Here is a 14951-nt window from a genome sequence, read left to right as displayed (position 1 = left end):
CAGCCCTTCACAAATTTTAAGTGAGAAGGAAATTCCGTATATGAAACACGAATTGGAGCAAGTCCTCGCTAAAAATCCAAACTTTTTAGTGGACGGCGTGCTAAATAAAAATAAGCTGGCAGAGCTGGCACGGCAATATAATCCTGAACTCCTCAATCAACTGATGAGTCATGAAAAAGTTGCCAGTCACTTCTTTTCAAAATTGCAAGATGGTGTTTTAATCTTTAAAAAAGATGTCTTTTTACAATTTCTAAATAACAAGGAGTTCTTGCCAGACAGTTTTACGGCTTACAAGACAAAAATAGGCTTGGGGACAGCTGACAGAAACTACCTTTCTGAAAATAAGGAAGTGGTGCTGAACTTCCCCTATAAAGACTGCGTACTTGAAGGTGGTCAAACCAAGGATGATGCTAAACGGCAAGAGATTTTCTTTAACGAAACGCTTGCTCCAGCGGAAATCAATCGCTTGCTAGACGAGAAGGTGTTGAGAAATTTCAAGCGTTATGATAAAGACGGTGAGCACGAGGTTAAGGAGCTAAAGGATAGGGATAACCTTATTATCAAGGGAAATAATCTACTTGCACTGCATAGCCTCAAGAAACGGTTTGGTGGACAAGTCAAGTTGATTTATATTGATCCACCTTATAATACTGGAAGTGATAGCTTTGGCTATAATGATAATTTTAATAGAAGTACATGGCTGACTTTTATGAAAAATCGTTTGACTATTGCTAAAGATTTATTGAGAACTGATGGGGTCATCATTGTTCAAATTAGTTTTCATGAATTTCCATATTTGCGAGTCATGATGGATGAACTATTTACTGAAGAAAATCATAAAATGGATGTAAATGTTCTTGTACGACATCCGGAAAGAAGTTTAACAGGTGATAAAGAATTTAATGATGTTTTAGAGTACGCATTGGTATACAGTAAACTAAGTAATTATAAGCTGCCAAAGAAAAAGATAATGAAAACAATTGAAGATTATCAGTATGATTTTGATTTTCCCGAAACTCCATACGATACTTTTAAAGTCGGAGAAAAAAACATCAATGTTTATCTTCCAGATGATATTACCATTACTAGAAGTGAGGGGCACGAGGGTGGATTAAAATCAATGTCAATCCGTGGTAGTATACGTGAAAAAAATTCAAGTGGTCGTTTTTATGTTTCACATTTAGAAGGGTTAATAGATAAGTATCCTGAAGGAACTGTTTTCACTGTCCCAAATATGGGGGATGATGGTCGTGAGTTTAGAATTTTTGAACTTCCAAAAAATGGTAATAAGAATGGTTTTTACTACCCAGGTAAGCCTATTGGAAGTGATTATACGTTAAAACCATACCCTAATTTTGTAGATTTCGTTCAACAATATAATTCCGTAAACTCTGAAGGAGACGTTTCCTTTAGAAATGGTAAAAAACCAGAAGAATACATTCGATATTATTTGGAAATGTTTACAAAAGAAGGAGATATAGTACTTGACTACCATCTTGGTTCTGGAACAACTGCAGCTGTCGCTCACAAAATGAACCGTCAATATATTGGTATCGAACAGATGGATTACATTGAGACGGTTTCAGTTGAGCGATTGAAAAAAGTAATTGACGGTGAGCAGGGTGGCATTTCTAAAGATGTCAACTGGACTGGTGGTGGTTCATTTGTTTACTGTGAACTGAAAAATGATGCCCAGGATTTCAAAAATACAGTTTTAGAGGCAAGAGAGCCTGAAACTCTATCTCAACTGTTTGAACAGGCTAAAAAGTCTTCGTTCCTATCTTATCGTGTCGACCCGAAAAAGCTGAAAAAGCAAGAATTTGAAAAACTATCACTGGCAGAACAAAAACAAGTCTTGCTGGAGTTGGTGGATAACAACAATCTCTATGTCAACTACTCAGAGATAGACGATAACGACTATGATATCATAGAACAAGAGAAAAAACTTAACCGTCAATTTTACGGAGAGGAGTAAGCTATGTCTTTTGTGTATGAGATTTACAACCAAGGCAGCGAAAACGGGTTTATTGATTTCAAAGAAAATATTCCTGACTACATTACGCAAAATCTGAAATTCCCCTTTCGTCCCTACCAAAAAGAGGCGATTGGACGCTATCTCTACTATAAGAATGATGAAAAACATCATCAAAAGCCAGAACAAGTCCTCTACAATATGGCGACAGGTTCAGGGAAAACCTTGCTGATAGCAGCCATCATCCTTGAAAAGTTTAAACAAGGTGAACGTAATTTTATCTTTTTTGTCAACAACGACAATATCTTAACCAAAACAAGGGCAAATTTCTTGCCCAATGAAACAAGCAAATACTTGTTTGCGGAGAAAATCACGATTGACAACCAAGTGGTGACTGTGCGTGAGGTGACAGATTTTTCGGATAGCCAGCCAGATAGTATAAACATTGTCTTTACCACCATTCAGAAACTGCACCAAGATTTAAATACCCCAAGAGAAAATCGCCTGACCTATGAGCAGTTTGAAGATTTATCCCTGATCTTATTGGCAGATGAGGCTCATCACTTGAACGCAGGACTTGGTAAGAAAGAAAAAGATGAAAATGACAGCTGGACGGCGACTATTGCCAATATCCAAAGTACAGCTCAAAAGTCTTCTTTGTTTGAATTTACGGCAACCATTGACTTAGCTAATCCAGATATTGCCAAAAAGTACGAAAAATCCTTGATTTTCAAGTATGACTTAAAAGAGTTCCGCTTGGATAAATATTCCAAAGACGTTCTCTTTCACTTGGTGGATAATGACCTTCCAACTCGTATGTTGCAGGCAATCCTTATCAGCCAGTATCGCAAGAAAATCGCTCTCAAACATGGCATCAATCTCAAACCTTTGGTCATGTTTAAGTCGCAAAAAATTGCTGAAAGTAAGGGAAATGTAGATACCTTTTTGGATATGTTGGCTAACTTGACGGTAGAGCAGGTACAAGCTCAAAAAGGACTGACTGAAACTGAGGGAGAGCGGAAAGGTATCTTAGAGAAGGCGTTTGATTTCTTTGAAGAGACGGGGCTGTCTGACCAAGACTTGATTGAAGAGTTACAGGAAGAATTTCGCCGTGAACGCCTGCTCTTGATTGATGGGAAAAATAAAACCAGCAATAGCTTGTTAGAGTTAAATACCTTGGAGTCACCTTCAAATGAAATCCGTGCCATTTTTGCGGTGGATATGCTGAATGAAGGCTGGGATGTTCTCAATCTCTTTGACATCGTGCGCCTATATGATACTCGTGATGGCAAGACAACCAAAAATGGCTTTGTCGCAGGCAAAACCACGAACGCTGAAAAGCAACTCATCGGACGTGGGGCACGTTACTATCCTTTTGTAATGGATAACCAAGTCGAGGAGAAATTTACTCGCAAGTTTGATGAAAATGAGCACAATGAACTCCGTGTCATCGAACAACTTCATTATCATTCAGCCAATAATCCACGCTATATTTCAGAATTGAAACAAGTCTTGCGTGAGTCTGGTATTTTTGATGATGTCAACTTGGAAGAGCGTGAATTGAAGTTGAAGGACTCTTTTAAACAAACACGCACCTACACAGATGGTCTTATCTGGATGAACAAGCGACTATCTCGTCAAGAATACCTCGAACATAGACAAGAAAGTTTGTTGGATACCTCTTTTATTCCAAGTTCCTTTGAGGTGAGTTTGCCGACTTCTACCACAAGAGATTTTGAGGCATTTTCGGAAGAGGATGTTTTTGTGACTAATACAGTTAATACTTTGTATTTTGAGTTTGGCAAAGAGATTTCTCCTAATATTGTGCGAACTGCTATCAATCGGAACAAACAATATACTTTTAAAAATCTTCAACAAGCCTTCTTTGGCTTGCGTGGTGTTTCTGCCTTTATAGAGATGCTTTCGAAAGTCCCTATCCGTTTAGAGTCTTCTTTATCAAAAGTGAGTGACCTGACAGCAGAGCAGAAACTTTATATAGCTGAACAGCTTTTGCATCACATTGAGAAGGACATCATTCCAACAGAGGAACGTTTTTATGGTTCGAATATTTTTGAGTCAGTTCCAGTGCGTGAGGTTTTTGAAGAGAATATCTTGAGAAAGTATACTGTTAATGCTACTGGAAATGCAGAGTTTGGACGGTCACAAAAAACCAAGTTTGAAACAGAGATTTTTGAAAATATCGATCAGCTAGATTGGTATGCCTATGATGATAACTTTGGAACGAGCGAAGAAAAATATCTGGTGCGTACTATCCGTGAATTGATGAATGATTTGCAGGAAAAGTGGTCTGATATTTATCTTTTGCGAAATGAGAAAGCAGTGAAAATCTATAGTTTTGATGAAGGGCGTGCTTTTGAGCCTGACTTTATCTTGCTTGCAAATGATAAAAAAGTTGGAAATACTTCTTGGCAGATTTTTATTGAGCCAAAAGGAAGTCAATTTTTGGATAGTAATAATACCTTCAAAAATAGTAAAGAAGGCTGGAAAGAGAAATTCTTACTGCAAATTACTGAAAGAGATGATGCAAGAACTTTGCTGGACGATGAACGTTATCGTATCGTCGGTCTTCCTTTCTTTAATAATGAGATGAGCAAAGAAGTTGTAAATAGTAATTTAAAAGATTTATAGCGTAAATTGGGGAGTTTATGATTTCGAAAATGATTACCAAGTTTATTTAACTGAGTCAAATAAGAATTTCCCAAAACACATTGACAAAAGCCAACATTTTTTGTAGAATAAGAATCAATTAAATACCAACACCGAATGAAGTTTAATAGAAGTGGAGAAAGGTTTGTTTTCCATGACTGTAAATGGACGGAACTCTGGAGAGACCGTAAAGGCACCGAAGGGGCAAGGCAGGCAACTGCTCAAACTCTCAGGTAAAAGGACAGAGCTAGGATAGACCGCTTTTTAGCATTTATCTAAGCATTCCAGAGTACATGCATCTTGCATGTGCTCTTTCTTTTGGGGTTGAAAGATAGGAGAAGGATATGTTAGAATTGCTTAAAGCGCTTGATGCTTTCGTTTGGGGGCCTCCCCTCTTGATTTTATTGGTCGGAACAGGGATTTACCTAACTACTCGTTTGGAGCTTTTACAGGTTTTACGTCTCCCTAAGGCCTTTCAGTTGATCTTTATCAAGGATAAGGGGCATGGCGATGTATCCAGTTTTGCGGCACTATGTACAGCCCTCGCAGCCACCGTTGGTACGGGAAATATCATCGGGGTCGCGACAGCCATTAAGGTTGGGGGACCAGGAGCCCTCTTTTGGATGTGGATGGCAGCCTTCTTTGGGATGGCGACCAAGTATGCCGAAGGCTTGCTAGCCATCAAATATCGCACAAAGGATGCAAATGGAGCTGTAGCTGGAGGACCCATGCATTACATTCTTTTGGGGATGGGAGAAAAGTGGCGTCCACTTGCTATCTTTTTCGCCCTAGCGGGTGTATTGGTAGCCCTTCTAGGGATTGGTACCTTTACCCAAGTCAATTCGATTACAGAATCCATTCAAAATACAACGACTATTTCGCCAGCTATCACCGCTCTTGTCTTGTCTGTCTTAGTAGCGATTGCCGTCTTTGGCGGACTCAAGTCTATTTCTAAGATTTCGACAGCTGTTGTTCCTTTTATGGCTATCATCTATATTTTAGGAACTCTTGCAGTTATTCTCTTTAATATCGAAAAAATCCCTGCTACACTTGCTCTGATCTTTACTTCAGCCTTTAGCCCAGCTGCTGCGGTAGGTGGCTTTGCTGGTGCTAGCATTCGGATGGCTATCCAGAATGGTGTGGCGCGAGGAGTCTTTTCTAATGAATCTGGCCTTGGTTCAGCTCCCATTGCAGCTGCTGCGGCTAAGACAAACGAACCAGTAGAGCAAGGTTTGATTTCCATGACAGGAACCTTTATTGATACCCTTATCATCTGTACTCTGACTGGTTTGACCATCTTGGTGACTGGAGTATGGAATAGTGACCTGAATGGAGTGGCTTTGACTCAGTCAGCCTTCTCAACAGTCTTTTCACATTTTGGACCAGTCCTCTTGACCATCTTCCTTGTGCTCTTTGCCTTCACGACGATTCTCGGATGGAACTACTACGGAGAACGCTGTTTTGAATTTCTCTTTGGGGTTCGTTTTATCTGGCTTTACCGTGTAGTCTTTGTGCTCATGGTCTTGTTGGGAGGATTTATAGAGTTGGATATGGTCTGGATTATCGCAGATATCGTCAATGCCTTAATGGCTCTACCAAACTTGATTGCCCTCTTAGTCTTGTCGCCAGTCGTTATTGCCGAAACCAAAAAGTATTTTAAACACTAACCTAATCACACTTTTAGTGTGATTTTTTTCATTTCATAGACATTTCCTATCATGGCGATTGAAAATATATATTATCCAAGTGGAAAATTCTATGATAGACTAAATGACAATAAAATGAAAAGAGGTTTCTTATGACAACATTTACCATCCACACAGTAGAATCAGCACCAGCAGAAGTGAAAGAAGTTCTTGAAACAGTACAAAAAGACAACAATGGCTATATTCCCAACCTAATCGGTCTCTTGGCCAATGCCCCAACCGCGCTTGAAGCCTACCGAACTGTCGGAGCTATCAACCGCCGCAATAGCCTGACACCCGTTGAGCGTGAAGTGGTGCAAATCACAGCAGCCGTAACCAATGGTTGTGCTTTCTGCGTCGCTGGTCACACAGCCTTTTCAATCAAACAGATCCAGATGAATGATGATCTTCTCCAAGCACTTCGCAACCGTACTCCAATTGAGACAGATCCAAAACTAGATACTCTAGCTAAGTTTACCTTGGCGGTCATCAATACCAAAGGGCGCGTGGGAGATGAAGCCTTGGCTGAATTTTTGGAAGCTGGCTACACGCAACAAAATGCCTTGGATGTGGTTCTCGGTGTTAGTCTCGCTAGCCTTTGCAACTATGCTAACAACCTAGCCAATACACCTATTAATCCAGAATTGCAACCGTATGCTTAAGAGGAGGGAAAAGTATGGGATTTTTTTCCGAAGAGTTTTTGAGCTGGTTGGACCAGCATGCTGATGAAATTGATAAACAGTCTTGTGAGGCTGGAGAGCAACTGATTGAAAGGATTGCAGCAGAGGGAGCCTTTCGTGTAGGTGTTCCAGAATCTCTTGGAGGTTCAGGGGGAAGTGATCAAGATGTCATTGATTTCCTTGCAGAGCTCGCTCAACATTCCTTGACGGCCTCCTTTATTTCTTGGGGACAACGCACCCTAATTGACAATATTCTCCATACAGAGAATTCCTATTTGAAAGAAACCTATCTGGAAAAACTCTTGTACGGTGAATATGCTGGTGCTACCGGCCTGTCTAATGCTGTCAAGTATTTATCTGATTTAGAAGAGCTGAATGTTTATATCATCGAAGAAAATGGACAATTTTATCTAAAAGGGCGACTGCCATGGGTAACCAATGCTCGTAGAAATCGTTTCTTAACCATTTTTGTGGCAGGTTTTGCTGATGATCCAAGTAAAAGTTATGTGGTAGCTGTGCCATCAGACGCAGAGAATTTTAGTCGTTCAGAAGACTTAGAATTCGTTTCTCTTCAGGGAGGAAACACGGCTTCTTTGACCTTTAATCGGGTTCCTCTAAAAGAAGAGTGGATTCTATCTAAGAACGCTAAAGAATTTTTAACTCAAAATCGTCCCGCATTTTTAGGTTACCAATTTGGTTTGGCTTTTGGTTTAGCTGAATGCTCTCTATCAGAAGTAGAAAAAGAATTGGGGAAACGCAGTGTATTAACAGATGAATGGCAATATCAGGTAGAGCAGTTAGAGGCTATTCGGCAAGATCTTTATCAGGGATTATCTGACCGGTCCTATTTCGTTACCAATCCGCGTGAACTCTTTCAGTTAAGAATAGACATTGTGGATGTTGTTGCCCAAAGTCTTCTATTAGAGTTACAAGCAGGTGGAGGTAGAGGCTACTTTAGCAAATCAACATCTGGTTTTATCCGTCGTTGGAATGAAGGAGCCTTTCTTCCGATTGTTTCTCCAAGCGCTGTTCAGTTGCGCCATATCTTAGCAACGAGTTAAAAAATAGTAGAATAAAAACGAAGTTTGAATTTCCAACTTCGTTTTTTAAGTCCTCATTTAAGCGCTTTTATGCTATACTAATAATAACATGATCATTGGAGGATCGGATGAAAAAGCTCCCCTTGGTATTTTCTGGCTGTTTATTAGGTCTAGCAGGTGCAGGAAATCTGATTGCAGATACTTGGCCAGTTCTGTCGCATTTATTGAGTCTGACTGGATTAGTTTTGTGGCTTTTCTTTCTGATTCTTCATCTTTTTAATTGGGAAGAAACCAAGCAAGAATTGATCAAGCCCCCTCTTTTGTCTGGGATGGCCACTTTTCCCATGGCTGGGATGATTTTATCGACCTATGTCTTTCGCGTATTCCCTGCTCTTTCTTTGGTAGCACAAGGAATCTGGTGGTTTTCCTTTCTCTTGGATTTGACTTTGATTGCTACTTTTACCATCAAATTTGCCTGTCCGGGTCGGAGGGTCAATGCGACTCCTAGCTGGACGGTACTCTATGTGGGGATAGCAGTAGCAGCCTTGACCTATCCTCTGGTAGGCATTATTGAGATTGCCTATGCAACCTTGAGTTTTGGTTTTGTCTTGACCTTCTATCTCTATCCCTTCATTTATAGCGATTTAAAGAAAGATCCACTCCCAGTGGCCTTGCTTGGACAGGAAGGAATCTACTGTGCTCCCTTTTCTCTACTCTTAGCTTCCATAGTTCGAGTTGGAGGAGCAGGCCTACCGACTTGGCTCTTGATTGTCATGATTTTGGCATCTCAATCCTTCTTTTTCTTTGTGTTGACTCGCCTGCCCCATATTTTAAAGCGAGGCTTTCAACCAGCTTTCTCAGCCCTCACCTTTCCAACCATTATCACAGCTACTTCGCTCAAGATGGCTCAGGGAATCTTGAGACTTCCATTTCTGGATTATCTAGTATTGGCTGAAACCGTTATTTGCCTCACTATTTTATTCTTTGTCTTGGTTGGTTATCTAATTTGGTTACGAAAAAAGGTCTAGCTAAAATAGCTAAACCTGATTTTTTATGGTTTGATAACTTCAGCTCCACCCATGTATGGACGAAGAGCTTCTGGAATGGTTACAGAACCATCTTCATTTTGGTAGTTTTCAAGAATGGCAGCCACCGTACGTCCAACTGCAAGTCCAGAACCGTTCAAAGTGTGAAGGAGTTTCACCTTGCCATCGGCTTCATCACGGTAACGGATTTGGGCACGACGAGCTTGGAAATCTTCTGTATTTGAACAGCTTGAGATTTCACGATAGGTATTTTGGGCTGGAATCCAAACTTCCAAGTCGTAAGTCTTAGCAGCTGAGAAGCCCATGTCCCCAGTAGAGAGGGCAACGACACGGTAAGGAAGGTTGAGTTTTTGAAGGATGTTTTCAGCGTTGGCTGTCATCTTTTCCAATTCTTCGTAAGATTCTTCTGGTTTAGCAAATTTGACCATTTCAACCTTGTGGAATTGGTGCAGACGAATCAAGCCACGTGTATCACGACCAGCTGAACCAGCCTCAGAACGGAATGATGGGCTCATAGCGGTAAAGTAGATTGGTAGGTCTTTACCGTCAAGGATTTCATCACGGTAGTAGTTTGTTAGAGGCACCTCAGCTGTAGGAATGAGGACATAATTAGTGTCTTTCAATTCAAAAGTATCTTCCTTGAATTTTGGATACTGACCAGTACCAAACATAGAGTCGTGGTTAACAATGTATGGTGTGATAACTTCCGTATAGCCTTCTTTAGCATGCTCATCCAACATGAAGTTGTAGAGAGCACGTTCCAAACGAGCCCCAAGTCCTTTATAGAAGAGGAAACGAGCGCCCGTTACTTTACCGCCACGTTCCCAGTCAAGGATACCCAAGTCTTCACCAAGATCCCAGTGAGCTTTTGGCTCGAAGTCAAACTCACGCGGAGTCCCCCAACGGCGGACTTCCACATTGTCATCTTCATCGGCCCCAACAGGAACGCTGTCAGCTGGAATATTTGGAAGAGTAGTGGTAAATTCTGTCAATTTAGCATCGATTTCTGCCAATTCAGCATCCAAGGCTTTGACTTCAGCAGATAGGGTTTGCATGGCAGTAATCTTATCATCGGCATTTTCCTTGTTGCGCTTGGCTTGGGCAATCTCTGCTGAAACTGTGTTACGTTCTGCTTTGAGAGTTTCAACCTTGACCAAGATGTCACGACGTTTAGCATCGATTTCTTTCATCTCGTTTAAGACAGCAGGATCTACACCACGAGTGGCTAATTTTTCAGCGACAGCATCAAAATCTGTGCGAATACGTTTGATATCTAACATAAGAACTCCTTTATGAAAAAAGCACACCTGACAAAGCGTTGGAGTGGCAGGGCCACGGTTCCATCCAACTTCACAGGTGTGCACTTGATTCTGTATTTAATTGTGAATAACGGTAGAATTTCACCTATCCCTCCTATCTGCTCGCAGCACCCGCAGACTTTCTGAAAGAAGGAGATAACCTACTTATCCGTTGCTATGATTATACTAAAGTTTCTACTTTTTTGCAAATAGATTTTTAAATTTTTGACCAATGGTCTGAATCAAAGTAGGAAGTTTGACGACCTTGTCATTCCCCAGTTTTTCTCGAGCAATTTTGAGAATAGCACCTGAGTCTTTTGAAGCAAAGAGGAATTTTCCTTGATCAGTGAAGACTTCAAAGTGGCGACTGATTTTGCGACCAGTGACGTTGGCGCCGATTTGCTGGATATGGGTCCAGGGAATCTGGATAAACTGTTCGACATTGACATCAGGGTAAAATTCAAGCGCCTGATCGCCGACAAGAAATTTTCCGACCTTTCCTCCCATGCCCAGATAGGAGACACCTGTGGTTTGGAAATCCACTTGTTTATTGAGAGATTGAGCCATGCTTAGTCTTCCTTACTTTCACCGAAAAAGGCATTGTAGAGGGCTTTGATAGCTGCTTTCTCTTGGTCCTTATGGACAACAAACATGATAGAAACCTCACTAGAACCTTGGGACATCATCTGGATGTTGATCTTGTTTTCAGATAGAGCTCGTGTTGCAGTAGCAGTTACCCCGATATGACTCTTCATCTTTTCTCCAACAATCATAATGATGGAAAGGTCGTGTTCGATTTCTGCATGATCTACTTCCGCTTTTTGCACCAATTGACGAAGGATTTCTTCTTCCTTGATAGGAGTTAGTTCGCGAGAACGGAGAATGATTGAAAGATCGTCGATACCTGTTGGCATATGTTCCCATCCGATGTTAAGATCTTCGAGAATTTGTAAGGCTTTGCGACCAAATCCAACTTCACGGTTCATGAGGTATTTCGACATGTTGATGCTGACAAAGCCAGAGTCACCGGCAATTCCCACGACTGGGAATTTGTCACTACTATGTTTTAGAACGATACGAGTACCTGGGTGGTCAGGGTTGTTGGTATTCTTGATAACGAGAGGGATTTTTCCACGGTAGGCAGGAAGAAGGGCTTCATCATGAAGAACTGAGAATCCTGCATAGGCCAACTCACGCATTTCACGGTAGGTTAATTCAGGAATAGAGTGTGGTTGGTGGATAATTCCTGGGTGAGCAGCAAAGATACCATCAACGTCTGTAAAGTTTTCATAGAGATCGGCTTTGACACCAGCAGCAATGATAGAACCAGTAATGTCTGATCCTCCACGTGAGAAGGTACAGATTTGATTTTCCTTAGTAACTCCAAAGAAACCGGGAATGACAAGGACTTCATTGGCGTTTGTCAATTCCTCAATCTTATCATAACTTGATGGAATGATACGAGCGTGGCCAGGCTCACTTGTGACCACAATACCAGCTTCTCTAGGATGAACATAGCGTGCATCGAGGCCATTTTGGTTAAAATATGCAGCTATCAATTTAGCATTGTTATTTTCACCGGCTGCTAGGAAGGTATCATAGAGAAATTCATTGTCTTCTATAGGAAGAGTGGCTAAGGCACGAATACTTTTAGAAATTTTTTCTAGAACAGCCGGCTTCAGTCCCAATTCACTAACCATAGCAGCATAGCGATCGATAATCCAGTTTTGGCTCTTGCTAATATCGTTACCAGCAACATAGTCGCGGTAGTATTTAATCAAGGCATCCGTAACCTTAGTATCTTCAGCATTGCGTTTCCCGGGTGCAGAAACGACTACAAAACGGCGTTCTTTATCACTTTTAACGATGTTTAAAACTTTTTCTAACTGACCAGCAGAGGCAAGCGAACTTCCACCAAATTTTACAACCTTCATAAGGACTCCTCAAGTAAGTATTTTATACGATTATAGCAGAAAGAGGGGCATTTTTCAATGAAGAAAATAACTTCCTATTATATCCTATTATAATAGAATAAAACACTAACTTATTCTGAAAAGCGATAACGGTTTAAAAGTAAATGTGTAAAATTTCTCTCACATTCATAATGAATGGGAAAATAATCAGCTGAGACACTTTCCTTTAGTTTTTCCTTGCCTCTTTATCCAAAAAAAGGTATACTTTGATGATAAAACAATTTTATTGCCTTATAAAAGAAAAGGAGAAGCTATGAATCATATCTTATATCAGATCGTAGATGATCTGGCTATCATTACTTTGAATCGTCCCGAAGTGGCAAATGGTTTTCATATCCCAATGTGTGAGGAAATTTTAGAAGCTTTGACTCTAGCGGAGCAGGATCAAGCTGTGCAGTTCATCTTGATTAATGCGAATGGGAAGGTCTTTTCAGTTGGAGGGGACTTGGTTGAGATGAAACGCGCAGTAGACGAAGATGATATCCCTTCTTTGAATAAGATTGCAGAATTAGTCAATACAATTTCTTTTAAAATTAAGCAAATTCCAAAACCTGTTTTGATGGAGGTAGATGGAGCGGTCGCTGGTGCCGCAGCAAATATGGCAGTAGCAGTTGATTTTTGTTTGGCGACTGACAAGGCAAAATTTATCCAAGCCTTTGTTGGAGTTGGCTTGGCGCCAGACGCTGGTGGGATTCATCTCTTGAGTCGTAGTATCGGGGTAACACGGGCTGCACAACTTGCTATGACAGGTGAAGCCTTAACTGCTGAAAAAGCGCTAGAATGGGGCGTGGTATACCGTGTTTGTGAAGTTGACAAATTAGAAAAAACAAGAGAGCAAGTTCTGAAAAAATTAAGACGAGGTTCAGCAAACTCGTACGCAGCGATTAAAAAGCTAGTTTGGGAAAGTCAATTTAAGGATTGGCAAGATTATGCCGAATTGGAATTGAAACTGCAAAAATCTTTATCTTTAACTGAAGATTTTAAAGAAGGGGTTCGAGCGCATTCTGAAAGAAGAAGACCAAAATTTACAGGAATGTAAAAAAATACTTGCACAATTTTTTGAAGTTTGTTATACTTCTTTTATCAAATGTTTTGATTGTAAAAGTTTTTTGAGGGGGAGGGAAAAAGTTTGGACTACCAACAAGTAAATGATTATTTAACATCTATTTTCAACAATGTCCTTGTAATCGAGGAGGTTAGCTTACGAGGTAGTCGATTCAAAGACATCTCCATCAAAGAAATGCACACGATCGATGTGATTGGGAAGTTCCCGGAGGCAACGCCAAGTAAGGTTTCAAAAGAACTGATGGTAACTCTTGGAACAGTGACGACGAGTTTGAATAACCTGGAGAGAAAAGGTTATATTGAGCGTATTCGTTCTGACCAAGACCGTCGAGTGGTCTATCTGCATTTGACAAAGAAAGGTCGTTTGGTTCACCGTCTTCATAAACGGTTCCACAAGGCTATGGTCGAAAAAATCATCGATGGCATGAGTCCTGAGGAAAAGAAAGTCATGGGCAGAGGCTTGACGAACCTTTATCAATTTTTGGAGGATTTGAAATAATGGCCTTTGCTAAAATAAGCCAAGTTGCTCATTATGTCCCAGAGCAAGTGGTCACTAATCATGACTTAGCCCAAATCATGGACACAAGCGATGAGTGGATTTCAAGTCGGACAGGAATTAAACAGAGACATATCTCAAAAACTGAGTCTACAAGTGACTTGGCGACAGAAGTAGCTAAGAGCTTGCTGGCTAAAGTGAGCTTAACAGCGGATCAGATTGATTTTATCATTGTAGCGACGATTACCCCAGACTCTATGATGCCTTCCACAGCAGCTCGAGTTCAGGCAAATATCGGAGCGCATAGAGCTTTCGCCTTTGATTTGACAGCAGCTTGTAGTGGCTTTGTATTTGCTCTCTCAACTGCAGAAAAGTTTTTAAGTTCTGGACAGTTCAAAAAAGGGATTGTTATCGGGGCTGAGATCTTATCCAAGGCAGTTGACTGGTCAGATCGTTCGACAGCTGTTCTCTTTGGGGATGGAGCTGGTGGGGTTCTCTTGGAAGCGAGCGAAACACGTCACTTCCTTGTGGAAAGTCTCTATACAGATGGCTCTCGGAGCGAGTGTTTGACCTATGGTCAAACGGCTTTGGCTTCTCCTTTCTCAGATCAAGAAGCAGTTCCTGCTTTTTTGAAGATGGATGGACGAGCAGTTTTTGATTTTGCAAATCGTGATGTTGCTAGATCGATCAAAGAAACCATTGAAAATGGTCCAATCGCAGCATCGGAATTGGATTATCTCTTGCTTCATCAGGCAAATATCCGCATTTTGGATAAGATGGCTAAGAAGATTGGTGTAGACCGAGACAAACTACCTGCCAATATGATGGAGTATGGAAATACCAGTGCAGCAAGTATCCCGATTTTGCTTTCAGAGTGTGTGGAGAATGGCATGATTCGTTTAGATGGTAGCCAGACGATTCTCCTATCAGGCTTCGGCGGAGGTTTGACATGGGGCACACTCATTCTTACAATCTAGGTAATCATGTGGTAAACACATAGTTATAAATTTTTTATATTTTAAAGGAGTC

The 14951-nt window shown here is 40.9% G+C and carries 12 protein-coding genes and 1 riboswitch; of the genes, 9 read left to right on the top strand and 3 right to left on the bottom strand.

The window, feature by feature from the left end:
- Positions 1–40: 40 nt before the first annotated feature.
- The 6 genes from SORDD15_RS05800 to SORDD15_RS05775 all read left to right on the top strand — a co-directional run bounded on the left by SORDD15_RS05800 (position 41) and on the right by SORDD15_RS05775 (position 9072).
- Entirely contained in the window at positions 41–1975 is a 1935-nt protein-coding gene (locus tag SORDD15_RS05800) for a DNA methyltransferase (protein ID WP_061415398.1), read from the top strand.
- 3 nt (positions 1976–1978) lie between these two features.
- Positions 1979–4621: a DEAD/DEAH box helicase family protein gene (locus SORDD15_RS05795; RefSeq protein WP_061415396.1), complete on the top strand. Its 2643-nt coding sequence runs from the start codon at positions 1979–1981 to the stop codon at positions 4619–4621.
- Between the two features lie 184 nt (positions 4622–4805).
- A riboswitch (glycine riboswitch) is annotated at positions 4806–4894 on the top strand.
- An 89-nt stretch (positions 4895–4983) separates the two neighbouring features.
- Positions 4984–6306: an alanine/glycine:cation symporter family protein gene (locus tag SORDD15_RS05790; RefSeq protein WP_061415394.1), complete on the top strand. Its 1323-nt coding sequence runs from the start codon at positions 4984–4986 to the stop codon at positions 6304–6306.
- A 131-nt stretch (positions 6307–6437) separates the two neighbouring features.
- The gene (locus tag SORDD15_RS05785) at positions 6438–6986 is read left to right on the top strand and encodes a carboxymuconolactone decarboxylase family protein (RefSeq protein WP_000206774.1); all 549 of its coding nucleotides are present in this window, start codon (positions 6438–6440) and stop codon (positions 6984–6986) included.
- Positions 6987–7000: 14 nt separating this feature from the next.
- On the top strand, positions 7001–8065 hold the full coding sequence (locus SORDD15_RS05780) for an acyl-CoA dehydrogenase family protein (protein WP_061415392.1): 1065 nt from the start codon (positions 7001–7003) through the stop codon (positions 8063–8065).
- Between the two features lie 107 nt (positions 8066–8172).
- Entirely contained in the window at positions 8173–9072 is a 900-nt protein-coding gene (locus SORDD15_RS05775) for a TDT family transporter (protein WP_061415389.1), read from the top strand.
- 23 nt (positions 9073–9095) lie between these two features.
- Here the strand turns inward: SORDD15_RS05775 and serS are convergent, their stop codons facing one another.
- The 3 genes from serS to SORDD15_RS05760 form a co-directional block, all read right to left on the bottom strand.
- The gene (gene serS, locus SORDD15_RS05770) at positions 9096–10370 is read right to left on the bottom strand and encodes a serine--tRNA ligase (RefSeq protein WP_061415387.1); all 1275 of its coding nucleotides are present in this window, start codon (positions 10368–10370) and stop codon (positions 9096–9098) included.
- Positions 10371–10583: 213 nt separating this feature from the next.
- Positions 10584–10955: a DUF956 family protein gene (locus SORDD15_RS05765; protein WP_061415385.1), complete on the bottom strand. Its 372-nt coding sequence runs from the start codon at positions 10953–10955 to the stop codon at positions 10584–10586.
- A 2-nt stretch (positions 10956–10957) separates the two neighbouring features.
- Entirely contained in the window at positions 10958–12322 is a 1365-nt protein-coding gene (locus SORDD15_RS05760; protein WP_061415383.1) for an aspartate kinase, read from the bottom strand.
- A 292-nt stretch (positions 12323–12614) separates the two neighbouring features.
- Here SORDD15_RS05760 and SORDD15_RS05755 point away from each other — a divergent pair, with 292 nt between their 5' ends.
- From SORDD15_RS05755 to SORDD15_RS05745, 3 genes are all read left to right on the top strand, one after another.
- Positions 12615–13400 (top strand): enoyl-CoA hydratase, encoded by a 786-nt coding sequence (locus SORDD15_RS05755; RefSeq protein WP_061415381.1) that lies wholly within the window; start codon positions 12615–12617, stop codon positions 13398–13400.
- Between the two features lie 90 nt (positions 13401–13490).
- Positions 13491–13925, top strand: coding sequence for a fatty acid biosynthesis transcriptional regulator FabT (locus SORDD15_RS05750; protein ID WP_061415379.1), 435 nt, complete (start codon positions 13491–13493; stop codon positions 13923–13925).
- A complete protein-coding gene (locus tag SORDD15_RS05745) occupies positions 13925–14899 on the top strand; it encodes a beta-ketoacyl-ACP synthase III (RefSeq protein WP_061415377.1) in 975 nt (324 codons plus the stop codon). Before SORDD15_RS05750 ends, SORDD15_RS05745 begins: the two co-directional genes overlap by 1 nt.
- Positions 14900–14951 lie beyond the last annotated feature (52 nt).

The organism is Streptococcus oralis (assembly GCF_001578935.1).
Classification (GTDB): domain Bacteria; phylum Bacillota; class Bacilli; order Lactobacillales; family Streptococcaceae; genus Streptococcus; species Streptococcus oralis_R.
Note: the sequence above shows the minus strand (reverse complement) of the source record. Positions and strands in the feature narration are given on the sequence as shown.

Coding starts and splice junctions, on each gene's coding strand:
- SORDD15_RS05765 (WP_061415385.1), bottom strand. CDS start 10,955: ATGGCTCAATCTCTCAATAAACAAGTGGATTTCCAAACCACAGGTGTC.
- SORDD15_RS05745 (WP_061415377.1), top strand. CDS start 13,925: ATGGCCTTTGCTAAAATAAGCCAAGTTGCTCATTATGTCCCAGAGCAA.
- serS (WP_061415387.1), bottom strand. CDS start 10,370: ATGTTAGATATCAAACGTATTCGCACAGATTTTGATGCTGTCGCTGAA.
- SORDD15_RS05760 (WP_061415383.1), bottom strand. CDS start 12,322: ATGAAGGTTGTAAAATTTGGTGGAAGTTCGCTTGCCTCTGCTGGTCAG.
- SORDD15_RS05775 (WP_061415389.1), top strand. CDS start 8,173: ATGAAAAAGCTCCCCTTGGTATTTTCTGGCTGTTTATTAGGTCTAGCA.
- SORDD15_RS05800 (WP_061415398.1), top strand. CDS start 41: ATGAAACACGAATTGGAGCAAGTCCTCGCTAAAAATCCAAACTTTTTA.
- SORDD15_RS05755 (WP_061415381.1), top strand. CDS start 12,615: ATGAATCATATCTTATATCAGATCGTAGATGATCTGGCTATCATTACT.
- SORDD15_RS05795 (WP_061415396.1), top strand. CDS start 1,979: ATGTCTTTTGTGTATGAGATTTACAACCAAGGCAGCGAAAACGGGTTT.
- SORDD15_RS05790 (WP_061415394.1), top strand. CDS start 4,984: ATGTTAGAATTGCTTAAAGCGCTTGATGCTTTCGTTTGGGGGCCTCCC.
- SORDD15_RS05785 (WP_000206774.1), top strand. CDS start 6,438: ATGACAACATTTACCATCCACACAGTAGAATCAGCACCAGCAGAAGTG.
- SORDD15_RS05780 (WP_061415392.1), top strand. CDS start 7,001: ATGGGATTTTTTTCCGAAGAGTTTTTGAGCTGGTTGGACCAGCATGCT.